This window comes from Leifsonia shinshuensis (genome assembly GCF_022606355.1).
GTDB classification, from domain to species: domain Bacteria; phylum Actinomycetota; class Actinomycetes; order Actinomycetales; family Microbacteriaceae; genus Leifsonia; species Leifsonia shinshuensis_B.
The window spans coordinates 190,799-211,646 of sequence record NZ_JAHHZQ010000005.1 but is presented as its reverse complement, the minus strand read 5'-3'; the positions used below and the strand labels follow the sequence as shown (position 1 = coordinate 211,646).

The following is a 20,848-nucleotide window of genomic DNA, read 5'->3' as shown; positions in this document are numbered from 1 at the left end:
TGTGCTGGTCTGCGTGTTCCGGCGCCTCACCGTTCGGGGAGGCGCCGGAACGGTCACCTGACGCTCTTGATCGGCGCGGTGGCCACCGCGCCGAGGATGGCGAAGACGATCGCGAACACGAACAGCACAGGGTAGCCGCCGAGAGAGCCGATGATGATCGCCGCGATCGGGGCGCTCAGCGCCTGCGGGATGTTGGTCGCGACGTTGAGGATGCCGAGGTCCTTGCCGGCCGCGCCGCCCTCGTTGGGGAGCACCTCCGTCATCAGCGCCGCATCCACCGACATGTAGAGGCCGAAGCCGATGCCGTTGATGACGCTCATCGCGATCATGCCGGTCAAGTTGGGCATGATCAGCGGCATCGCCAGGCCGATCGCCATGACGACCGTCGCGACGTAGATGAAGACCTTGCGGCGGCCCGCCCTGTCGCTCCACCATCCCGAGACCACGATCGCGATCAGGGTCGGCACGAAGGCCACCAGGGTCAGGGTGATGACCGCGCCGGTCGCCGCCTCCAGTGAGAGCTTGATGTAGTCGGTGAGGATGTAGAGCTGGTAGGTCGTGACGACGAAGTAGCCGAGGATCAGCAGGAAGCGCGCAGTGAAGGCCCAGAAGAAGTCCGGGTGCTTGCGGGGGTTGATCCAGAAACCGGAGAAGAACGCGCCCCAGCGGAAGGGCTCGACCGTGGCATCCTTCGACGACCAGTCGCGATTGATCAGCACGAACAGCAGCGTCACGACGATGACGGCGCCGCCGAAGACCGCGTAGCCGACGCCGACCTGCTTGGCGAAGGCACCGGCGAGCATGACGCCGATCGTCATGCCGAGCTGGGTGCCGAGGCCGATCATGGCGCTCGCGCCGCCGCGCTTGGAGCGCGGGAACCGGTCGGCCGTGATCGTGGTGAGCGGCGCCTGCAGGAAGTTCAGGGCGACCTGGATCACTACCCAGAACACGGTGATCCAGAGCAGGTCGGTCAGCGAGCCGAGCCCGAGCAGGAAGATGCCGCCGACGATCGCGCCGACGACCATCCACGGTGCCCGGCGGCCGAAGCGGGATCGCGTGCGGTCGCTGAATGCACCGGCGAGCGGCTGCGCGAACAGTGTGAACACGAACGAGGTCGTGGTCACGATGGCGAGGTTGCCCACCTTGTGCGCCGGGTCGAGCAGGGCGACCTGCACGGGGAGCAGGATCGCGATCAGCCCGCCGTAGGTGGCGAAGAGGGTGAGGGAGGCGGCGAGCAGGCTCGGCAGCAGACGCTTGTTGGCGGGCGGGCTGGCCGCCGGCTGGCCGACGGCGGGCTGCTGCGCGCTGATGAAGCCGGTCGGCGCGATCTCGGCGGCCGGATCGGGCGGGGTCATGGTCATCGGGGCTCCTCGTTGAGCGGGACTGGTGCTGTGCGGGAAGGTGCGGTGCGGGTCTGGTGCCGCCTCAATACCAAACAGCGTTAGGTATTCAGACGCTGACGATTGTCGCACCAAAAGCCGAACGTTGCAAGGGTTTCGGTGCGAAAGCCGCATCCCGTTCGTGTTTGATCGCCTATCCTGGATCCCATGGCCAAACGGGGCGCGTACGCGAAGGGAGTCGTCAAGCGCGAGGAGATCCTGGAGGCCGCCCTCGAGATCATCGGCCAGCGCGGCTACCGCAGCGCCTCCGTGCGCGAGATCGCCGACGCCGTCGGCCTCAGCCCCGCCGGGCTGCTGCACTACTTCGGCTCCAAGGAGCAGCTCTTCGTGGAGATCCTCCGCGCGCGCGACGAGCACGACTCCCGGCAATTCCCCGACGCCGGCTTCGAGGAATCGCTGGTCGAGATCATCCGGCACAACGCCCAGGTGCCCGGGCTCGTCGAGCTCTACACGCGGCTCGCGGCGGAGGCCGGCGACACCGAGCACCCGGCCCGCGCCTTCTTCCTCGACCGGACCGCGACCGTGCACGCGGCCGCACGGGAGGCCTTCCTCGCCGAACAGCGCGCCGGGCGCATCCGCGCCGACCTCGACCCCGAGTGGATCATCCGCGCCGGTCACGCCCTCGCCGACGGCCTCCAGAACGCCTGGATCCTCGACCCCAGCATCGACATGGCCGCCGACATCGAGCGCTTCTTCACCCTCCTGCGCCCCTGAGCCCCTGAGCCCCCGAGGGGCACGAGATTCGTCACGAATGTCACTTTTCGTGCCACGAATCTCGACATTCGTGACGAATCTCGATCTTTGCCGGGGCGCGGGATTCGTGACGAATGTCGTGATTCGTGGCACGAATGTCGTGATTCGTGACGAATGTCGCGGGAGGTCAGCGGTAGTCGTAGACGCGCTTGTACTTGCCCTCGCTGCGAGGGAGCTCCGCCGGCTCGGCGAGGACGACGTCGACGGTCGTGCCGATGTGCGTCTTGATGCGCTGCTGGAGCACCTTCGCCGCCGCCTCGCACACATCGCGGTCGAGAGCCGGGTGGCGCTCGATGCGCACGGTGAGCGTGTCGAGCCTGCCCGCCCTGCGCAGCTCGAGCACGAAGTGCGGTGTGAGCGTCTCGATGCCGAGCACGAGCTCCTCGATCTGGGTGGGGAAGAGGTTCACGCCGCGCAGGATGATCATGTCGTCGTCGCGCCCGGTGATCTTCTCGATGCGGCGCAGAGCCGGATAGGCTCTGCCCGGCAGCAGGCGGGTCAGGTCGCGCGTTCGGTAGCGGATGACGGGGAACGCCTCCTTGGTCAGCGACGTGAAGACGAGCTCGCCGTGCTCGCCGTCCGCGACGGGCTCGCCCGTCTCGCCGTCGATCGTCTCGGGGAGGAAGTGATCCTCCCAGACGTGCGGGCCGTCCTTGGTCACCACGGACTCGCTCGCGACGCCGGGGCCCATCACCTCGCTGAGGCCGTAGATGTCGACGGCGTCCAGGCCCAGACGGCGCTCGATCTCGGCCCGCAACTCGTTCGTCCAGGGCTCGGCGCCCAGGATCGCGACCTTGAGCGACGTGCCGCGCGGGTCGAGCCCCGCTGCCTCGATGGCGTCCGCGATCGTCAGCAGATAGCTCGGCGTGCACATGATCGCGTCGGGCTCGAAGTCGTGGATCAGCTGCACCTGCCGCGCGGTCTGACCCCCCGACATCGGGATGACGGTCGCGCCGATCCGCTCGATACCGGCGTGCGCGCCGAGGCCTCCGGTGAACAGCCCGTACCCGTAGGCGTTGTGCACCTTCCAGCCGGCCGCCACCCCCGCCGCGCGCAGCGAGCGCCCGACGAGGTCGGCCCACCGGTCGAGGTCGCCCTGCGTGTAGCCGACCACGGTCGGTCGCCCGGTCGTGCCCGACGATGCGTGGATGCGGCGCACCTCCGACATCGGGACGGCGAACATCCCGAACGGGTAGGTCGACCGCAGGTCGTCCTTGGTGGTGAACGGCAGCAGGCGGACGTCGTCGAGGGTGCGGATGTCGTCCGGCGCGACACCCGCCGCCTCGAACGTGGCGCGGTAGAACGGCACGTTCTCGTACGCGTGCCGCACTGTCCACTGGAGGCGGCGGAGCTGGAGGGCGCGCAGTTCGTCGCGGCCGATGGTCGCCGGGTCGACCTCGGCGACGTCGAGCGCGGCTCGGGCGGTGGTCGTCTTCGACACGGGTCGCTCCCGGTTCAGTCGGCGGTGCCGCCGGCGTCGGCGGCGGCCCGGTTGGTGGTGAGCGAGCGACCGCGGAACTCCGCGACCGCGTCGCCGGTCTCGTCGGTCACGGTGACGTCGTAGACGCCCGTGCGCCCGACCAGGCTGCGGCGCACGGCGTGCGCGGTGAGCGTCTGCCCGGCGCGCGTGGACTTGAGGAAGGTGATGTCCGCGCCCGCGGCGACGGTCACCCGTTCGTCCTCGTTGCAGGCGATCGCGAAGGCGGTGTCGGCGAGCGCGAACACGAGGCCGCCGTGCGTGATGGCGAAGCCGTTGGTCATGTCTTCGCGCACGCGCATGCTGACACGGGACTCCCCCGGTTCATCCTTCTCGACCAGCATGCCCAGGGCGGCGGAGGCCCGGTCGCGCTGCATCATCGGGCGCACCGGCTGCTCCGGGCGCGCGCTCATGCGCGCACCGCCGGCCGAACCCCACTCACCAGGAAAGCGTCGGACATCGTCATCCTCACCCGCCGGCGGATCGCGCATCCACGGCGACGCACGAATTCCTTACCGATCGTTCGGTAATCGTCGCATCCCGATGCCGCCCACGCAACCTCCACTCGCCGAAGGGCACGCAAACGCCCCTAAAACGGCCGGGAAGGGGCGCTTGCGTGCCCCTCGGGGGAGGTCAGAGGGCGTTGCGGCGGGCGACGGCGCCGAGCCAGCCGAGGGAGGGCTTGGGCGTGCGCTCGAAGGTCTGCAGATCGACGCCGATGAGGCCGAACGTCGGCCGGAAGCCGCTGGCCCACTCGTAGTTGTCGAGCGCGCTCCAGTGCAGGTAACCCCACACGTCGATCCCCTCCGCGATCGTCTCGTGGATGGCGCGCAGCGACTCCGCGGTGTAGTCGACGCGGCGGCTGTCGTCGGCGGTCGCGATGCCGTTCTCTGTCACCATCACCGGCGTGTGGCTGCTCTTCTGCCAGGCCGAGCGGATGCCGTTCGCCGCGGCCGACGGGTAGAACTCCCAACCGGTCAGGGTGGTCTCCACGTCGTCCGCGACCGGGCGCGGGCCCTCCGGCCCGATGAACGTGCGCGTGTACGCCTGCACGCCGACGAAGTCGTCGCCCTCCGCCTGCTCGAGGTACCAGTCGTCGCGCGGATAGCCGTACTCGTGCAGCATCTCGGCCGCGCCCGGCTCGTCCACCGCCCGGAAGTCCTGCGTCGCGATGGTCCAGCCGCTCTGCAGGCCGGGCACCGACGAGAGCACCTCGCGCGCCCTCCTGTGCGAGGCGAGCAGGGCGTCGGCGACCTGGAGGTCGGGATTGGGGAGGCCGAAGGCGACCAGGTTGCCGGCGTCCTCGCCGCCCGCCAGCATCGCCGCGATGTTCGGCTCGTTGATCGTGCAGACGTAGCGCACGCCGTCCTCCAGGATCGGCAGCACGGTCTCGGTGTAGCGCGCGAACAGGTCGGGAGCCTCCGGATTGCGCCAGAAGCCGGCCGCATCCATCCACCGCGGCACCGTGAAGTGCATCAGTGTGACGACCGGTTCGAGACCGACCTCGAGGCAGGCGTCGATCATGCGGCGGTAGTGGTCGAGGGAGGCCCGCGAGACGAACCCGCGCTCCGGCTCGATGCGCGCCCACTCGACGGAGAACCGGTAGCTGTTCAGGCCGGCGTCGGCGAGCAGCCGGAGGTCCTCCGGGTAGCGGTGGTAATGGTCGGCGGCATCACCGCTCGGCTCCACGATCGGGGTGCCGGGGGTGTGCTCCAGGACCCACCAGTTGCTGTTGACGTTGTTCCCCTCCACCTGGTGGGCAGCAGTCGCGGCACCCCAGAGGAAGCCGTCGGGAAAGGTGAGCACAGGGTTCTCCTCGGTTCGTGGTCGGAAGGGACGTCAGCCGCGCGGGCTCGGGACGGCGTCGAGCAGCCGCACCGTGTAGTCGTCCCGGGGTCGCTGCAGCACCTCGGCCGTGTCGCCGCGCTCGACCACGACGCCCTTGTCGAGCACCATGATCCGGTCGGTGACCAGTCGCGCGCTGAGCAGGTCGTGGGTGATGTAGAGCATGCTCACGCCGCGGGTGCGCCTCAGCTCCTCCAGCAGGGCGAGCACGCCCGCCCGCAGCGACATGTCGAGCATCGAGACCGGCTCGTCGGCGATGATCACCTGCGGGTCGCTCGCGAGGGCACGCGCGATGACGACGCGCTGGCGCTGGCCTCCGGAGAGCTGATGCGGCAGCCGTGAGGCGAACTTCTCGACCGGGGTCAGGCCGACCGTCTCGAGCAGTTCGAGCACACGGGCTCGGGCCGCCCCACCACGCAGGCCGGTGAAGTTCACCACCGGCCGGGTCAGGATGTACTCGACGGTGTGCAGCGGGTTCAGCGCCGCGTACGGATCCTGGAACACCATCTGCACTTCGGAATGCAGCTGCTTGAGAGCCCGCCGGCCGCGCAGCGTGTCGATGCGGGTGCCTCCGAACGCGATGGTGCCGGAGGTCGGCCGCTCTACGCCGGTGATCATCTTGGCGATGGTGGACTTGCCGCTGCCGCTGGCGCCGACCAGCGCCATCGACATCCCCGGCTCGAGCGTGAAGGACACGTCGTCGACCGCACGCGTCGCGTCACCCCTGCGACCCTTCGGGTACACCTTGGTCAGGTTGGAGACGACCATCGGCTCGCGCGCGCCGACCCGCTGCCGCGCGGCGGACCCCGAGGTCCGCGCGCCCGAGACCGCGCCTGTCGCCGGCTCCGGTCGCGCGGCGCCTCCGGTGCGCCGGTCCAGACCGGGCACGCTCACCTCGGCGGCGCGCGGGTCGCCGTAGTGGCTCAGGAGCATCTGCGTGTACGGGTGCTGCGGCGCGTTCAGGATGCGCTCGCTCGGGGCGTCCTCCACGATGACGCCGTCGTGCATGACCAGCACGCGCTGCGTCGCCTCCAGCACGACGCCGAGGTCATGGCTGATGAGCACGGCCGTGAAGTTCTCCGATGCCTGCAGCTGCCGGATGGTGTTCATCACCGCGTGCTGCACGAGCACGTCGAGGGCGGTGGTCGGCTCGTCGAAGACCATCAGCCGCGGCTCCAGCGAGAGGGCGAGCGCGATCGAGACGCGCTGCCGCATACCGCCGGAGAGCTCGCCGGGGTACCGGTTCAGCGTCGCGGGAGGCAGCTCCACCTTGGCGATGAGCTCCTCCGCCCTGGCGGCTCGGGCGCGCGGCGGCACGTGGCCGTGCGCGGCGAAGATGTCGAGGAAGTGGTTGCGGACGGTCCGCACCGGGTTGAGCGCGTTCATGCCCGACTGCAGCACCATCGCGAAGCCGCCCTGCCGCTGGGTGCGCACCTCCTCGGTGGAAAGCGCGGCGATGTCGGTGCCGTCGAACAGGATGCGGCCTCCCGCGATGCGCGCAGGCGGCTTCGAGAGCCGGGTGAGCGCGAAGCCGAGCGTCGACTTTCCGGAGCCGGACTCGCCGACCAGCCCGACGAACTCACCCTGGTCGAGGGCGAAGCCGACCTTCTTCACGGCCTCGAACGCGGTGCCGTTCCCCTCGTCGTAGACGACGGACAGGTCTTCCACTCGCAGCAGGCTCATCGCGCCGCCTTCCTCTCGCGCAGACGGGGATTGCTGAGGCCGTCGACTCCGAAGTTGATGAACGTCATCGAGACGGCGAACAGCGCGATCATGAAGCCGGGCGCGAACAGCTGCACCCACTGGCCGGTGAGCAGTACGTTGCTGTTCTGCGCCCAGAAGAGCATGGTTCCCCAGCTCACCGTGTTCGGGTCGCCGAGGCCCAGGAACTCCAGACCGGCCTCCGCCAGGATGGCCGCGGTCGCCGCCCCGAAGAAGCTCGCAACGATCAGCGAGGTCATGTTGGGCAGGATCTCTCGGAAGACGATCCGGTTCGGGCTCTCGCCGCTGAACTTGGCCGCGGTGATGAAGTCGCGGGAGCGGAGGGTCTGCGTCTGCGAGCGCAGCACCCTCGCGCCCCACGCCCAGCCGGTCACCACGACCACGAGCACGATGACGCCGATGCCGCCGTTGTGGAGGTACGCCGCGATCACGATCATGAGCGGCAGCGAGGGGATGACCAGGAAGAGATTGACGACGAAGCCGACGCCCTCGCCCCAGAACGCGCGAACGTAGCCCCAGCTGAGACCGACGGCCACGGCGACGATCGTGCTGAGCAGGCCGGCGACCAGGGCCACCGACACGGAGATTCGGGAGCCCCAGATCAGCTGCGAGAGCACGTCCTGGCCGACCGCGGTCGTGCCCAGCCAGTGCGCGGCGCTGCCGTCCTGACTGTGCGGGAAGGACGTGTCGTGCGGGTCGTACGGCGCGAGCAGCGGGGCGAAGATCGCCATCAGGATGAAGAGCGCGAGCAGGATGATGCCGAAGCGCGCCTTCGGCTCCGACCAGACGGTCCCGACCGCGCGCCCGACCACACGCAGCGGGTTCCAGCCCTTCTGCTCGGTCGCCGCCGCGGCCGCGACCTCGGTCGCACGGACGGAGGTCGTGCTCGGTGGCTGCGTCATCGTGGGTTCCTTCTGCGTCATCGTCTGGTCCTCGGGTCGAGCACGCCGTACAGGATGTCCACCAGGAAGTTCGCGATCAGGACGCTCACCGTGATGATGAGGAACAGCGCCTGCATCAGCGGGTAGTCCTGGTTGGTCACCGCGTGGAAGAGCAGCAGGCCGACGCCCGGGTAGGCGAACACCGTCTCCACGAGCAGCGACCCGCCGACGACACCGCCCAGCACCAGGCCGAACGAGGTGAACTGGGGCAGGAGCGCGTTGCGGGCCGCGTAGCGGAGGGCGACCGTGCGCGTACGCAGGCCGTTGGCCTCGGCGAAGGTCACGTAGTCCTCGCCGAGGGTGTTGACCATCGTGTTGCGCATACCGATGATCCAGCCGCCGAACGCGGTGAGCAGGATCGTGAGCCCGGGGAGGATCCCGTGGTACACCGCGTCGGCGAAGAAGCTCCAGCTCCAGTTCGGCGTCGCGGTCTGCGAATACGCGCCGCTGGTCGGGAACCAGCCGGCCACGTAGCCGAAGAAGAACAGCAGCAGCAGCGCGATCCAGAAGTAGGGGAACGCGGAGAGGAACTGGCCGCCGACGGTCGGGATGGTGTCGAGCGCTGTGCCGCGCTTCCACGCCGCCAGCACGCCGAGCAGGGTGCCCAGCACGAAGGCGAGGATCGTCACCGTGCCGACGAGCACCAGCGTCCAGGGCAGCGCCGCCCCGATCAGGCTCGACACCGACTGCGGGAAGTAGCTGAACGACGGCCCGAAGTCGAAGTGGACGATCTGGCCGAGGTACGTCACGTACTGATCCCAGATGCTCCCCGTCGGCACGCCGAGCTGGGCCTCGATGGAGGCGCGCATGGCCGGGGACACCGGGCCGTTCTGGCTGAGCTTGGCGATCGCCGCGTCGGCGGGCGATCCCGGCATCAGGCGCGGCAGGATGAAGTTGACCGTGATGGCGGCCCAGAGCGTGAGGACGAAGAGTCCCAGCTTGCCCAGCAGATAGCGCACGACGCCTCCTTTCGCTGTTCGGGATGCGGCAGGAGCCGAGGCCGGTCGCGGGCGGTCACCCGCGACCGGCCTCCGCTCACTTCGCCTTCGTGAGATGGGTGAGGATCAGCAGCGAGTTCTCCGTCCAGGTGGCCGGGGTCGCGTACGGGTCGCTCGCGCTCGGCCAGCCGGTGAAGCTCTTGTCGCTGAACAGGCCCCAGAGTCCGCCGTAGAACAGGCTGATGACGGGCAGCTGGTTGTACATGACCTCCTGCAGCTGGCCGGCGATCTTCTTCTGGTCGCTGTCGGAGGTGGCCGACCGCATCTGCTCGAGCAGGGCGTCGGCCTGCGGGCTGCTGAACCGCTCGAAGTTACCGGACGCCGCGGTGCCGATCGGCTTGACGAACTGGCTGCTCATCAGGGTGTTGAAGTCCTGGTAGACGCTGCCCGCGCCGCCGAACGCCCCCATCAGGAGCTGGAAGTCGCCGTTGTTCTGCGCCTGGGTGTACGCGGCCGGCTGCGGCTGGTCGATCGTCACCGCGATCCCGATTGCCTGCAGCTGCGACTGGACGGCCTGCACGCCGCGCAGCCAGTCGGTGTAGCCGTTCGGGGTGGTGATCGTGAGTTGGAGCTGCTGGCCGGAGCCGTCGACGAGCTTGCCGCCCTGCTGCGTGTAGCCGGCCTTCGCGAACGACTGCAGTGCCTTCTGCGCGTCCTGGGCGATCATGCCCTGGTTCGGCAGCGAGGAGTTGAGCCACGACTGCGCGTTCGGCAGCAGCAGCCCGTTCTGACCTGCGGCCTTCACGTAGCCCTGCTCGGCGTCGTTGGCGATCTTGTCGCGATCGAGAGCGGAGGCCAGGCCCGCACGGAAGTCCACGTTGTTGAACGGCGCCTTGGTGAGGTTGGGGATCAGCGAGATGGTGCCGCCGGGCGGGAACCAGTATTTGTTGTGCTGCTTGTTCGCGCCCACCCAGGTCTTGTCGACGTTGTCGATGAACGAGTAGGCCCAGTCGTAACCGCCCTTGACGATCTGGAGGCTGGTGTTGGAGGCCGGGAGCACCAGCTTCTCGGCGGCGACCTTGTCGGCCTGCCAGTACTTGGTGTTCTTGACCATCGTGTACTGGTTCGGCGCGAAGTCGCCGACCACGTACGGTCCGGTGGCGACCGGCTTCTCGTTCGTCCAGGTCACCGGATCTTTGACCGTCTTCCAGATGTGCTCCGGCACGATGATCTGCTGGTCGATGATGGTCGCCGCGGGGACGTTCGGGCCCTTCAGGTGGAACGTGACGGTGCTGCCCGATGAGCTGATCGTGTCGATGTTCTGCCACTGCCCGAGGAGGTCGAGCGCCGGCGTCTTCTTGAGCAGGTCGAAGGTGTAGACGACGTCGGCCGGGGTGAACGGCGTGCCGTCGGACCAGTCGACGCCCGAGCGGATCGTGTACTCGATCGTCTTCGGGTCGACGACCTTGTCGCCGGTCGCGAGGAACGGGGTGGCCTTGCCGTCGATCGCGTTGACCACCTGCAGGGGCTCGTACATGTAGTGAGCGCCGGTGCGGGTGGTCGGTGAGAAGGGGTTGAAGTTGCGCACGAACGTCGGGTTGCCGCCGTCCGCGCCGAAGAGCAGGGAGCCGCTGGCCCCCGAGCTGCCGGATCCGTTGGAGCCGGAGGTCTGAATGCTGCATGCGCTCATCGCCAGCAGTGACGCGGCGGCGGCGATGGCGACGAGTGAACGCCGGAGGCGCGTTCTTGGCTTATTCATCGCAAGGGGTCCCTTCAGTCGACGATGACGAGGTGCTCCGCACTCGGGCGGTGAGGCTGTGCTCGGTCCGGCTGGAGTGGCCGAACGGGTGAGCGGGACCCACTGTAAGCGCATACGAAACGTCTTTCAACCCCTCCCCCGAAAGATGGTTCCACATGCCAGAATGTGACCAGGTCCACCTATTCGCGGAAGAACTCGGGGGAAAAGTGGCGGGAAAACCCACGGTGTATGATGTCGCCGCGCACGCCGGCGTCTCGATCGCGACGGTGTCGCGCGTGCTCACGCGACCCGAGGATGTACGCGCTTCCACCCAAGAACGCGTCCTCGCAGCGGTGCGTGAGCTGCGCTACGTCCCGAGCGGGAGCGCGCGCGGCCTCGCCTCCCGCCGAACGGGCGTGCTCGGCCTGTTCCTCCCCGGAGTCGACGCGGTCGAAGACCTGAGCGACCCCGCGATCGACGCCGACCGCCCTGTCGAGGTGCGACTCGATCCCGCGCGACCCGGCCAGCGGCTCGGCGCCGACCTGTACTTCGAGGCTGTTCTGCGCGGCTGCGAGCTCGAGGCGTGGCGCCAGGGCTTCTCGCTGATGATCAGCGTGGGGCGCGGGCGATCCCCGGAATCGCTGGAGATCGCGCTGAGCGATCTCGCCGGCAAGGTGGACGGCCTCGCCGTGATCGCCCAGAGCGCACCGCACGACGTCCTCAAGCGGATCGGCGACAGCATCCCCGTCGTCTACCTGGCCGGCCAGCGCAGCGGCGACGACTTCGACCACATCACCGTGCGCAACCGCGAGGGCATGCGCGCGCTCACCGAGCACCTGATCGACGCCCACGGCATCCGCGACCCGATGTACCTGACCGGCCCGTTCGACTCCCCCGACGACGCCGAGCGCTACGGCGGCTTCGCCGAGGCGCTGGAGGGCCGCGGCATCAACCCGACGGCGCTGCCGGTGCTGCACGGCGAGTTCTCGCGCGAGCGCGCCAGGGCCGTCGCCGCCGACCTGATCGCGGGCGGCCGCCTCCCTCGCGCCCTCGTCTGCGCCAACGACCAGATGGCGCTCGGCGTGCTCGACGCCCTCGGCGCGGCCGGCCTCCGGGTGCCGGACGACGTCATCGTCACCGGCTTCGACGGCATCGACGACGGCACCCGATCGACGCCGCGCCTGACCACCGTCCGCCAGCCGATGCTGGAGCTGGGGCGCGCCGCCGTGCGCGCGATGGTCGCGCGACTCAACGCCCCCGACCTGGCCCCCGCGAACGCAGAACTCCCCGTGACCGTCCTCCTCCGCGAGAGCTGCGAGGGCCCCCTCCCGCCGCTCCCGTAGCAGTCGAGGGGCACCCAGCTGCCCCTAAAGCGCGGTTTTAGGGGCGCTTGCGTGCCCCTCGGGTTCCGCCCGGGTGCCGCCCGGGCGGCGCCCGGGCGGCGTACTGTGCTGGCATGGGCGGGCGGATGCGCGGGGTGCGGGCGGCGGCGGGCGCCGTGGCGCTCGCGCTCGCGGTCGCGGGGTGCACGGCGAGCGCGTCTGCCCCGGGCACGGGCACGAGTGCGCGCAGCGCGCAGAGCGCTCCGGCCGCGCCGCCGCCGCCGGCGACGGTGGCCTCCCCCGGCCTCCAGCACATCGTCGTCATCGTCGACGAGAACAAGCCGTCGACCGCGATCATCGGCGATCCGGACGCCCCCTACCTGAACCAGCTCGCCCGATCCGGCGCGCTGGCGACACGCTACTCGGCGATCACGCACCCGAGCCTCCCGAACTATCTGGCGCTCACCAGCGGCACCACGGGAGGCATCACGACCGACTGCAACCCGCCGGGCGGCTCCTGCCTGGTCACCGGGCCGAACCTCGCAGCCGAGCTCGACAGGGCGGGACGGTCGTGGAAGCTGTACGCCGAGAGCATGCCGGCGCCGTGCACGACCACGAACACCACGTCGTACGCGGTGAAGCACAATCCGTTCCTCTATTTTCCGAGCGTGACGGCCGAGTCGTCGTACTGCGCGTCGCACGACGTGCCGTACACGCGGTTCGGCACCGACCTCGCGTCGGCTGCCGGCCTGCCGGACTTCGCCTTCATCAGCCCGAACCTCTGCAACGACATGCACGACTGCTCCGTCGCGACGGGCGACGCCTGGCTGCGCGCGAACGTCCCCCCGATCCTCGCCTCCCCGGCCTTCACCACACAGCGCTCGCTCCTCGTGGTCACCTTCGACGAGGGCGACGCGTCCGACAACACGGTCGCGTGCGTGTTCGCCGGCCCGGCCGCCCGCGAGCACACCGTCTCGAGCGCGCCCTACACGCACTACTCGCTGCTGCGCACCATCGAGGACGCCTGGGGGCTGAATCCGCTCACCGGCGAGGACGCCGCGGCGACGGCGATGACGCCGCTGCTGAAGTGAGCAGCCCGGACCCTGCGAATCCCGACACGGTACTGGCGCCCGCGCCGCGTGCGTGCTTCGTTGGTGTCATGTCAGCAGTGAAGCGCGTCATCGTCTTTCTGCAGGAGAACAAGACCACCGACTTCTACTTCCCGACCCTGTCGGAGTGGGGAGCGCGGGTCGCGCACACCGGGCCGCTGCGCACCACGGCCCCCGACTTCGACCAGCCGCACGACCGGAACGCGTGGGTGCACTACGCCATGGGCGACTACCCTGCCGAGCCCATGCAGCTCGACAACGACCAGCTCATCCCCTACTACAGCTGGCTCGCGAAGACGTTCGTGTTCAGCGACCACCATTTCGGCTCCGGCTCCAACTCCACGCCCGGCCACATGCTCGCCGTCGGAGGCCAGATGCCGACGCTCAAGAACCCGCCGTTCGTCGGGACGCACCCGGTGTGGGACCTCCCGTCGATCTTCAGCGTCGCCCAGAAGGCCGGCGTCAGCTGGGGCGCGTTCCCCGACCAGGACGGCTACCCGATCAAGTTCTACACGTCGCTGTCGAAGCCGCCGGGGACCGACGACGTGCACCCGCCGTCGCAGTTCATCCCGATGGCGAAGGGCGGCACACTGCCGCAGGTCTGCTACGTCTGGTCGCCGGCCGGGTACGACGAGCATCCGCCGGCGGTCAGCGCCCCCGACTACCTCGCCAAGGGCCAGGGACTGGTGTGGCAGCGCGTCCAGGCCGTCATCGACGGCGGAGGCTGGGACGAGACGGTCTTCATCCTCACCTGGGACGACTGGGGCGGCTACGCCGACTCGGTTCCGACGCCCGCGATCGAGACCGTGCCAGACGCCCTCCACCCGGACGGGTTCCCGATCATCGGCGGCTCGCGCATCCCGCTGCTGATGTTCGGGGGCGCCGTGCCCCAGGCGATCGATCCGGAGTGGCACTCGCACGCGTCGATCCCGAAGACGATCTGCGACCTCCTCGGGCTCGGGACGTTCGGGGTGCCGCGCGTCGACGACGCCCCGTCGCTCGCCCACCTGGTGCAGCCGGGGCTCGGGCGCCCGGTGCCGCCCGCGCCCGGGAGCACGTTCGCCCAGCCCGTCGCGCCGATCCCGCGGCCGGCACCCGTCCCTCCCGCACCCTGGCCAGGACCCCTCGGCCAGCCGCTGCCCCCGCTCGTGACGCTCGACGGCAGCACCGTGCCGGCACCGATCGACGGGAAGGTGAACCCGAAGCCGCCGAAGGCCCCTGTGGCGCCGCCGGCGTGAGGAGTGCGTTATCGGGCACCCCTCAGTGGAGCGATGCTCCCTGGCCGAGCGGGACGACCTCGACGTGCTCGACCCCTCCGGCGTACCAGACGAACTCGGCGGAGGAGATCAACTCGGTCGGAGCCGGAGCGACCGGTCGGCGCGACGCGCGGAGGTGAGCACGCCAGTCGTCGTCGGACAGTGCCGCGCAGTACACCAGCGAGAGGTGGAAGACCCAGTCGTCCAGCGGCAGCTCACCGATCCGTTCGAAGTCGGTCGACTCCAGCGCCCGGGTCATCGACGCGTACGCCTCCGTCAGCGCGGGCGACCGCCGCAGACGCGCGATCAGCACCTGGAACGGCGCAGGGAAACCGTCGATCGCCTCCACGACGGCCTCGATCGGGTCCTGTGCCGCCGCGCACGCACGCACGGCGGCGCGCAGGGCGTCGACCCGGTCGGGCTCGGCGAACCCGCGCAGAGTGATGTGGCCGGTGTTCGGATGCGGGAGCCCGGTCGGCAGGCGGTCGAGCAGGATGCGCTGCTCCTCCGCGTAGAACGCACCGACCTCCGCCGCAGGCCTCAGCACGACGTACTGCTGCCCTTCGAGGGACGCCAGTGTCGCCCGGTCGGTCATGAACGGCCGCATCGGCCACCTCCCTTCGGCGGGACGCGTGCACCTGGGCCGGGTCCCACGACCCAGGTTGCCACAGCCGATCCTCCCCCGATGCCCGTCGGGGTCAGCCGTCAGAACCGCGCCAGCCAGGCCCGCGCGATGTTGTAGACGCCGGAGGCGATCAGCCCGAACCCGACGACGACGACGATCGCGCCGCCGAACGGGAGCTGCTCCAGCGTCGACAGCCCGCCAGCCAGGCCCGTCGCCGTCGCCGGCTGCACGCGGACGGCCGCCACGATGAACGCCGCTCCGGCGAGGCCGACGACGATGCCCTTCGCGACGTAACCGACCGCCCCGAGCACGGTGATGCCGCGCCCGGCCGGTCCGGAGGGCACCGCGATGTCGCGTCGGAAACGGAGCCGGATCCCCTTCGCGACGAAGTACACGCCGACCGCACCTGTCACGAGCCCGAGCACGGCGAGCAGCACCTGGCCTCCCGGCGACGACAGGATGCTTCCGCTCGCGTGGCTCGTCCTGGTGCTCGCGTTGGACGGGTGGCCGTCTGCGAACGCGAGCGCGGTGAATCCGAGGACCGCGTAGGCAGCGGCCTTGCTCAGGTGCTCCAGCCGGCGCATCCAGCGGTCGGCGGCGGAACCGGCTCTGACCAGGATCGCCTCGGTCAGCAGCCACAGCGCGAGAGCGAACAGGCCGATCGCCGCGACCCACAGCACGACGAACCCTCCTGGGAGCTTCGAGACCTCCTCCAGCGCTCCCGTCTGGTCGGGCTCCCCCACCCGCGAAGCCCCGAGCTGGATCGCGAGGCCGCCGAGCAGCACCTGGATCAGGCCGCTCGCCGCGAACCCGACCCTGGCGGGGACCTCGAGGAATCTGCTGTCGCCCGCGGTCCGTACGGCGTTGCGGAGCTCGGCCCCGGCATCCGCCGTTGCGCCGCTCGATCCGGCGCTCACCAGAACCTGCTCACCGCACGACCGCCCTGGTCGTCTTGGCCCGGGTCTCGGTCGTGGTACCGATCGCCCTGCGCAGGATCCTCCTGGCCCACCCGAGCACGCCGGTCGTCTCGCTGCGCCGGAACCAGCTCGCGTACACCGCGATCTTTGCGTCGGAGGCCGCCGTGAAGCGGCCGAGCGTGCGGCCGTCCGCCGCGGAGGCGATGAAGCCGTCGTCCACCCGTTCGATCATGCCGAGGTAGGTCGAGGGCGTCTCGGCGACCCACAGCCCATCGATCGGCTGACGCCAGGCGAGGTGCTCGCTGGGCGACGGCGCCTGGTCACGACGGCTTCCCCACTGAGTTCCGACGGAAAGCCGGAGGACCGGCCGGGCATCCTTGATCGCGATCGTCATGACTACCCCTTCGAGACGTGCAATTCGTGAAGTAACTAGAGCTTCTAGCTAATCGATCGTCGTAGCAACTTTTGGCTGGGGGGTTGATTTTGCGCGGCCGAGATGCTAATTAGTTGTGCCGATTGAGCATCTAGAGACTGATGTAGCTAGATTCTCTAGCAACCCGCTAGGCTCGGTGCGACTCGACAGAAACGAAGGAGATGACGATGGGGACGTTGACCTACGACGGCGAGAGTTTCACCTTCGACGACAGGACGCTGGCGCACCTGCAAGCGGCCGTGACGCTCAAGCTTCGGCGGCGCGAGCCGTTCCTCCTCAGCTGGGCATCCACGGAGGCCGGCGATTCCGCGCGCACCTCGCTCTGGATCGACAACGCCATCTCGATCCGGTACGACTTCGACCAGGCCGAACCCGGACGCCTCAACGACGCCTGGCTCAACAGCATGGTGGAGATGGCCAGCCGCGCGAGCGGGCTGCTCGTCACCGAGGAGCCGACCAACCTCGGCGCATACCGCGAGCGCCGCGAGCGGCCGACGGCGCGACGGGTCGCTCTCGCCACTCGCTAGACCTTCTAGCTTGTAGCTGGTCTATCATCTTTTCCATGACGACGGACGACAAGCGTCCGGCGCCCCACTACTGGTACAGCGCCGAGACGGATCGCGAGCGGGCGATCGACGTGCTGGAGCATGTCCGCGCCTACGGGGCCGCGGACAGCGCCATGCAGCGCCGGTCCGAGAAGACCATGCGCATGAACGAGAACGACATCTCGGCTCTGCGCTACCTCCTCCGGGCGCACGAGCGCGGCGTGACGGTCGGCCCGCGGGAGCTCGCCGAGTACCTCGGCATCCAGAGCTCGTCGATCACGGTGCTGCTCGACCGGCTCGAGAAGACAGGGCACATCCGCCGCGAGCCCAGCCCGTTCGACCGCCGTGCGTTGATCATCATCCCCACCGTGCCGACCGACGAGATCCACAGGGCGATCCTGGGCGACGTGCGCGAAGAGCTGGTGGAGGTCGCGTCGGACCTCAGCCCGGAGGACGCCGCGACCGTCGTGGAGTTCATGGACCGCCTGCGCGATGCCGTCGACCGCATCGACAACCCGACCTCGAGCAAGCAACAGGCGAAGGCGCGCTCAGCCGAGTGAGGCGAGCCTGCGATCGAGATCGACCCGATGAGCGACAGACCCTGGTTCGACGATGCTCCCGCGCACGCGGTGAGTGTCATCGCGTCCCTGCGCGAGTACCGGACTGCTGAGCAGGCGATGCGCCGGCGCACGCGCGAGTCGATGCGCATGGGGGAGGCCGACCTGCGGGCACTGAAGTTCCTCCTGAAGTCGCAGGAGGAGGGACGCTTCACGACACCGGTCCAGCTGGGCGGGTACCTCGGTATGAAGTCGTCCTCGGTCACCGCCATGCTCGACCGGCTCACCGCTTCCGGCCACATCTCGCGGCATCCGCACCCCAGCGACCGGCGCAGCCTCACCATCCGCGCGACGCCGGGCGCCGACGAGGAAGTGCGGCACACGCTCACCGCCATGCACCGGAGGATGCTCGACGTCGCGGCCGACCTCGGCCCCGAGAGGTCGCAGACCGTCGTCGCGTTCCTGGCGCGGCTGACGGCGCTGGCCGACCGCGACTGACCCGGGTGTGTCGGCAACTCCGGAGGCCCACCGGCCGCGTCGCGTGTCGCCTCCGGAACTCCGGAGAATCGGGCGGGATCGCGATGGATCTCCGGAGCTGCGGGGGCCGTGACGCCGTGAACAACTCCGGAGAATCGGGCGGGATCGCGGCGGTTCTCCGGAGTTGCGGATGGCGCGGCGGCGTGGCGCGCCCAGCCTCCGGAGTTGCGGACACGACCGGCGAGCGTACTGTCGCACTGTCGAGGGGAGTCGGATGAGCAGGGCCGCGATCGTGGTCAACCCGGTGAAGACGGACGCGGCCGCGTTGCGCGCCGCGCTCGAGGCGGCCGAGCAGCGGCACGGCTGGGAGGAGACCCTCTGGTTGGAGACCACCGAGGACGATCCGGGAACGGGCCAAGCCCGGGAGGCCCTCGCGCGCGGTGTCGACATCGTCATCGCCGCGGGAGGCGACGGCACCGTGCGCACGGTCGCCGAGGAGCTGCGCGGCAGCGACACCCCCCTGGCGCTGCTGCCCGCCGGCACGGGCAACCTCCTCGCGCGCAACCTCGACCTGACGCTCGACGACGTGGAGCACGCGCTCGCCACCGCGTTCGATGGCACCGACCGCCTCATCGACGTCGGCATCGCCGAGCTCCGCGACGGCGCACGGACCGAGAAGCGCGTGTTCCTGGTGATGGCCGGGCTCGGCATCGACGCGCAGATGATCGCCGCCACCGACGACGAGCTGAAGGCGAAGGCGGGCTGGCTCGCGTACGTCAAAGCCATCGGCACCGTGCTGCGCGACAAGAACGAGCTGCGGCTGCGCTACCAGCTCGACGGCGGCCGGACGCATTCGACGCACGCCCACTCCGTCCTGGTCGGCAACTGCGGATCGCTGCCGGCCAACATCCTGCTGCTTCCCGACGCCGCGGTCGACGACGGCGAGCTCGACATCGTGGTCCTGCGGCCCGAGGGCGTCGTCGGCTGGCTGCGGATCGTCGTCAAAGTCTTCTGGGAGAACGGCGTACTGCGGCGGACGAGCGCCGGCCGCCGGCTGATGGGCGCCGGGCGGGAGGTGCGGGCGATGAACTACGTGAAGGGCCGCGAGCTCGTCGTGAAGCTCGACCGCCCGCAGCAGGTCGAGCTCGACGGCGACCTCTTCGGCCGTGTCACGGCGCTGCGCACGCGCGTCGATCCGGGGGCGCTGAAGGTGCGGGTCCCGCGCGGGATGTGAACCCCGTACGCCTCCACCTCGTGTAACCCTCTGAGGAGGTCGGAGGGCGCACGCCCGCAGCCGGACGCCGCCGCCCCGTCGGTCCATGACCCAGCGACACAGCACCATCCGAACCGAGAGCCGCATCATCGTCGCCGCGAGCATCGACACGGTGTGGGCGTACCTGTGCGACGTCGGCCGGTGGGCGGAGTGGGCGCCCACCGTGCTCGAGTGCCGGATCCGCGGCGGCGGACCGCTGCGGCCCGGCGCCTGGGTGGACCAGCGGGCTCGTGACCTGGGTGTGGACCACCGCCGGAGCGAGCGGGTGACCGCGGTGGACGAGCCGAAGGCGATGGCGTTCGCCGGCACGATGGGCACGTCGGCGGCACGCTGGGGCATGGAGTTCGTGCCGGTGGGCGGGGCGGGCACCGCGGCCATGATGTGGGTGGAGGTCGACATCGCCAACGTCATGCGCGTCTACCCCGCGCGTGCCCTCCAGGCGCAGATCCAGCGGGTGAGCGACCGGGAGATGACGGGGATCCGGGCCGCGGTCGAAGCGGACGTGCAGGCGGGGGCGGGGTCGCCGTGACGGAGGCGGACCGCACCAGGGAGCGCCTGATCGAGACATACCGGAGGAAGGCCGCCCACTACGACGTGACCTCCCGGCTCTCACCCGTGCCCGGCTACCCGCAACACGGGCAGCGCCTGCTCGCGGTGCGCGCGCTCGGCCTCCACGCCGGCGCCACCGTGGTCGACCTCGCGTGCGGCACCGGCCTGAACTTCGCGCTGCTGGAGCGCGCGATCGGGCCGCGAGGCCGCATCGTCGGAGTCGACCTGACCGATGCGATGCTGGCGCGCGCGGAGCGCCGGGTGGAGGCCGCGGGCTGGAGCAACGTGCGCCTCGTCCAGGCGGACGCGGCGGGTTTCGACTTCCCCACCGGGGTCGACGCGGTGCTGTCCACCTACGCGCTGACCCAGGTGCCCGACCGCGGTCTGGTCATCGCCCACGCCGCTGCGGCGCTCGGGCCGGGCGGACGGCTTGCCGTTCTCGACCTGAAGATCCCGTCCGTGACGCCCCGCTGGCTGTCCCGGCTCGGCGTCGCCGTCGTCGGCGTCGGCTCGTCCGCCTCCCTCGACGAGTGGATCGCGCGCCGACCGTGGGAGGAGATCCGCATGGCTGCGCGGTCGAGCCTGGCCGAGACGTCGTGGGCGGAACTGTGCTTCGGGACGGCGTTTCTGGTGAGTGGGAGGGTGCGGGGGTGAGCGGGAGTCGAAGATTCGGCCTGGATCGCATTCCCGGCGTTCGTCTCGTGCAATTCTCATGCATCGATTGCAGATACTGTACGCCTCTTCAATTCGCACACGCCGGGGTTATCGGTTTGGCCCCCCGGACGGCACACCTGTGCCCGTGATTGAGGTGCGAGTCGATTGCGTGTTTTGGCCGCGATCACAGGCGGTGATGTGACACGGTGTGCGTCGCACACCGTTCGGTCCCGCTCCACCAACAAGCGGATTTGCGAAATAGCCAACCTATTCGTCGTGCCACTTTCTCGATGGAGCCTTCTTGTGCGGAAACCCGA

The 20,848-nt window shown here is 69.7% G+C and carries 21 protein-coding genes; 10 read left to right on the top strand and 11 right to left on the bottom strand.

Features of this window, described 5'->3' with window-relative positions:
* Nucleotides 1-53: 53 nt before the first annotated feature.
* A complete protein-coding gene (locus KNO15_RS19670; protein ID WP_241705516.1) occupies nucleotides 54-1,361 on the bottom strand; it encodes an MFS transporter in 1,308 nt (435 codons plus the stop codon).
* Nucleotides 1,362-1,547: 186 nt separating this feature from the next.
* Between KNO15_RS19670 and KNO15_RS19665 the strand changes: the two genes are divergently transcribed.
* Nucleotides 1,548-2,114 (top strand): TetR/AcrR family transcriptional regulator, encoded by a 567-nt coding sequence (locus KNO15_RS19665; protein WP_241705515.1) that lies wholly within the window; start codon nucleotides 1,548-1,550, stop codon nucleotides 2,112-2,114.
* A gap of 166 nt (nucleotides 2,115-2,280) precedes the next feature.
* Here the strand turns inward: KNO15_RS19665 and paaK are convergent, their stop codons facing one another.
* The 7 genes from paaK to KNO15_RS19630 all read right to left on the bottom strand — a co-directional run bounded on the left by paaK (nucleotide 2,281) and on the right by KNO15_RS19630 (nucleotide 10,835).
* Nucleotides 2,281-3,594, bottom strand: coding sequence for a phenylacetate--CoA ligase PaaK (gene paaK, locus KNO15_RS19660; protein WP_241705514.1), 1,314 nt, complete (start codon nucleotides 3,592-3,594; stop codon nucleotides 2,281-2,283).
* A 14-nt stretch (nucleotides 3,595-3,608) separates the two neighbouring features.
* On the bottom strand, nucleotides 3,609-4,043 hold the full coding sequence (gene paaI, locus KNO15_RS19655) for a hydroxyphenylacetyl-CoA thioesterase PaaI (RefSeq protein ID WP_241705513.1): 435 nt from the start codon (nucleotides 4,041-4,043) through the stop codon (nucleotides 3,609-3,611).
* 220 nt (nucleotides 4,044-4,263) lie between these two features.
* On the bottom strand, nucleotides 4,264-5,436 hold the full coding sequence (locus tag KNO15_RS19650; protein WP_241705512.1) for a glycoside hydrolase family 1 protein: 1,173 nt from the start codon (nucleotides 5,434-5,436) through the stop codon (nucleotides 4,264-4,266).
* A gap of 33 nt (nucleotides 5,437-5,469) precedes the next feature.
* The gene (locus KNO15_RS19645; protein ID WP_241705511.1) at nucleotides 5,470-7,158 is read right to left on the bottom strand and encodes an ABC transporter ATP-binding protein; all 1,689 of its coding nucleotides are present in this window, start codon (nucleotides 7,156-7,158) and stop codon (nucleotides 5,470-5,472) included.
* Nucleotides 7,155-8,099 (bottom strand): ABC transporter permease, encoded by a 945-nt coding sequence (locus KNO15_RS19640; protein ID WP_241705510.1) that lies wholly within the window; start codon nucleotides 8,097-8,099, stop codon nucleotides 7,155-7,157. Before KNO15_RS19640 ends, KNO15_RS19645 begins: the two co-directional genes overlap by 4 nt.
* A gap of 17 nt (nucleotides 8,100-8,116) precedes the next feature.
* Nucleotides 8,117-9,097 carry an ABC transporter permease gene (locus tag KNO15_RS19635; RefSeq protein WP_241705509.1) on the bottom strand — a complete coding sequence of 327 codons (981 nt, stop codon included), beginning with the start codon at nucleotides 9,095-9,097 and terminating at the stop codon, nucleotides 8,117-8,119.
* 76 nt (nucleotides 9,098-9,173) lie between these two features.
* Nucleotides 9,174-10,835 (bottom strand): ABC transporter substrate-binding protein, encoded by a 1,662-nt coding sequence (locus KNO15_RS19630; protein WP_241705508.1) that lies wholly within the window; start codon nucleotides 10,833-10,835, stop codon nucleotides 9,174-9,176.
* Between the two features lie 224 nt (nucleotides 10,836-11,059).
* Here KNO15_RS19630 and KNO15_RS19625 point away from each other — a divergent pair, with 224 nt between their 5' ends.
* From KNO15_RS19625 to KNO15_RS19615, 3 genes are all read left to right on the top strand, one after another.
* Nucleotides 11,060-12,157, top strand: coding sequence for a LacI family DNA-binding transcriptional regulator (locus KNO15_RS19625; protein WP_241705507.1), 1,098 nt, complete (start codon nucleotides 11,060-11,062; stop codon nucleotides 12,155-12,157).
* 113 nt (nucleotides 12,158-12,270) lie between these two features.
* Complete coding sequence (locus KNO15_RS19620; protein WP_241705506.1) at nucleotides 12,271-13,227, top strand: alkaline phosphatase family protein; 957 nt, start codon at nucleotides 12,271-12,273, stop codon at nucleotides 13,225-13,227.
* Nucleotides 13,228-13,295: 68 nt separating this feature from the next.
* Entirely contained in the window at nucleotides 13,296-14,483 is a 1,188-nt protein-coding gene (locus KNO15_RS19615) for an alkaline phosphatase family protein (RefSeq protein WP_241705505.1), read from the top strand.
* A gap of 22 nt (nucleotides 14,484-14,505) precedes the next feature.
* On the opposite strand, the gene KNO15_RS19610 is transcribed toward KNO15_RS19615, so the two are convergent.
* From KNO15_RS19610 to KNO15_RS19600, 3 genes are all read right to left on the bottom strand, one after another.
* A complete protein-coding gene (locus KNO15_RS19610; RefSeq protein WP_241705504.1) occupies nucleotides 14,506-15,108 on the bottom strand; it encodes a 2'-5' RNA ligase family protein in 603 nt (200 codons plus the stop codon).
* A 98-nt stretch (nucleotides 15,109-15,206) separates the two neighbouring features.
* Entirely contained in the window at nucleotides 15,207-16,043 is an 837-nt protein-coding gene (locus tag KNO15_RS19605; protein ID WP_241705503.1) for a DUF1206 domain-containing protein, read from the bottom strand.
* A gap of 10 nt (nucleotides 16,044-16,053) precedes the next feature.
* On the bottom strand, nucleotides 16,054-16,437 hold the full coding sequence (locus KNO15_RS19600) for a hypothetical protein (protein ID WP_241705502.1): 384 nt from the start codon (nucleotides 16,435-16,437) through the stop codon (nucleotides 16,054-16,056).
* 206 nt (nucleotides 16,438-16,643) lie between these two features.
* Between KNO15_RS19600 and KNO15_RS19595 the strand changes: the two genes are divergently transcribed.
* The 6 genes from KNO15_RS19595 to KNO15_RS19570 all read left to right on the top strand — a co-directional run bounded on the left by KNO15_RS19595 (nucleotide 16,644) and on the right by KNO15_RS19570 (nucleotide 20,531).
* The gene (locus tag KNO15_RS19595; RefSeq protein WP_241705501.1) at nucleotides 16,644-17,003 is read left to right on the top strand and encodes a DUF7882 family protein; all 360 of its coding nucleotides are present in this window, start codon (nucleotides 16,644-16,646) and stop codon (nucleotides 17,001-17,003) included.
* 35 nt (nucleotides 17,004-17,038) lie between these two features.
* Nucleotides 17,039-17,581, top strand: coding sequence for a MarR family winged helix-turn-helix transcriptional regulator (locus KNO15_RS19590; protein WP_241705500.1), 543 nt, complete (start codon nucleotides 17,039-17,041; stop codon nucleotides 17,579-17,581).
* A gap of 27 nt (nucleotides 17,582-17,608) precedes the next feature.
* Nucleotides 17,609-18,076, top strand: coding sequence for a MarR family winged helix-turn-helix transcriptional regulator (locus KNO15_RS19585; RefSeq protein WP_241705499.1), 468 nt, complete (start codon nucleotides 17,609-17,611; stop codon nucleotides 18,074-18,076).
* Between the two features lie 253 nt (nucleotides 18,077-18,329).
* Nucleotides 18,330-19,289: a diacylglycerol/lipid kinase family protein gene (locus tag KNO15_RS19580; protein ID WP_241705498.1), complete on the top strand. Its 960-nt coding sequence runs from the start codon at nucleotides 18,330-18,332 to the stop codon at nucleotides 19,287-19,289.
* 85 nt (nucleotides 19,290-19,374) lie between these two features.
* Nucleotides 19,375-19,857, top strand: coding sequence for an SRPBCC family protein (locus tag KNO15_RS19575; protein WP_241705497.1), 483 nt, complete (start codon nucleotides 19,375-19,377; stop codon nucleotides 19,855-19,857).
* A complete protein-coding gene (locus KNO15_RS19570; protein ID WP_241705496.1) occupies nucleotides 19,854-20,531 on the top strand; it encodes a class I SAM-dependent methyltransferase in 678 nt (225 codons plus the stop codon). The genes KNO15_RS19575 and KNO15_RS19570 overlap by 4 nt, the downstream gene beginning before the upstream one ends.
* The last annotated feature ends 317 nt before the right edge of the window (nucleotides 20,532-20,848 follow it).

What these genes read in the sequence shown, in the direction of transcription:
- KNO15_RS19670 (WP_241705516.1), bottom strand. Translation starts at nt 1,361, where the DNA reads ATGACCATGACCCCGCCCGATCCGGCCGCCGAGATCGCGCCGACCGGC.
- KNO15_RS19665 (WP_241705515.1), top strand. Translation starts at nt 1,548, where the DNA reads ATGGCCAAACGGGGCGCGTACGCGAAGGGAGTCGTCAAGCGCGAGGAG.
- paaI (WP_241705513.1), bottom strand. Translation starts at nt 4,043, where the DNA reads ATGAGCGCGCGCCCGGAGCAGCCGGTGCGCCCGATGATGCAGCGCGAC.
- KNO15_RS19645 (WP_241705511.1), bottom strand. Translation starts at nt 7,158, where the DNA reads ATGAGCCTGCTGCGAGTGGAAGACCTGTCCGTCGTCTACGACGAGGGG.
- KNO15_RS19640 (WP_241705510.1), bottom strand. Translation starts at nt 8,099, where the DNA reads ATGACGCAGCCACCGAGCACGACCTCCGTCCGTGCGACCGAGGTCGCG.
- KNO15_RS19630 (WP_241705508.1), bottom strand. Translation starts at nt 10,835, where the DNA reads ATGAATAAGCCAAGAACGCGCCTCCGGCGTTCACTCGTCGCCATCGCC.
- KNO15_RS19620 (WP_241705506.1), top strand. Translation starts at nt 12,271, where the DNA reads ATGGGCGGGCGGATGCGCGGGGTGCGGGCGGCGGCGGGCGCCGTGGCG.
- KNO15_RS19615 (WP_241705505.1), top strand. Translation starts at nt 13,296, where the DNA reads ATGTCAGCAGTGAAGCGCGTCATCGTCTTTCTGCAGGAGAACAAGACC.
- KNO15_RS19610 (WP_241705504.1), bottom strand. Translation starts at nt 15,108, where the DNA reads ATGCGGCCGTTCATGACCGACCGGGCGACACTGGCGTCCCTCGAAGGG.
- KNO15_RS19600 (WP_241705502.1), bottom strand. Translation starts at nt 16,437, where the DNA reads ATGACGATCGCGATCAAGGATGCCCGGCCGGTCCTCCGGCTTTCCGTC.
- KNO15_RS19595 (WP_241705501.1), top strand. Translation starts at nt 16,644, where the DNA reads ATGGGGACGTTGACCTACGACGGCGAGAGTTTCACCTTCGACGACAGG.
- KNO15_RS19590 (WP_241705500.1), top strand. Translation starts at nt 17,039, where the DNA reads ATGACGACGGACGACAAGCGTCCGGCGCCCCACTACTGGTACAGCGCC.
- KNO15_RS19585 (WP_241705499.1), top strand. Translation starts at nt 17,609, where the DNA reads ATGAGCGACAGACCCTGGTTCGACGATGCTCCCGCGCACGCGGTGAGT.
- KNO15_RS19580 (WP_241705498.1), top strand. Translation starts at nt 18,330, where the DNA reads ATGAGCAGGGCCGCGATCGTGGTCAACCCGGTGAAGACGGACGCGGCC.
- KNO15_RS19575 (WP_241705497.1), top strand. Translation starts at nt 19,375, where the DNA reads ATGACCCAGCGACACAGCACCATCCGAACCGAGAGCCGCATCATCGTC.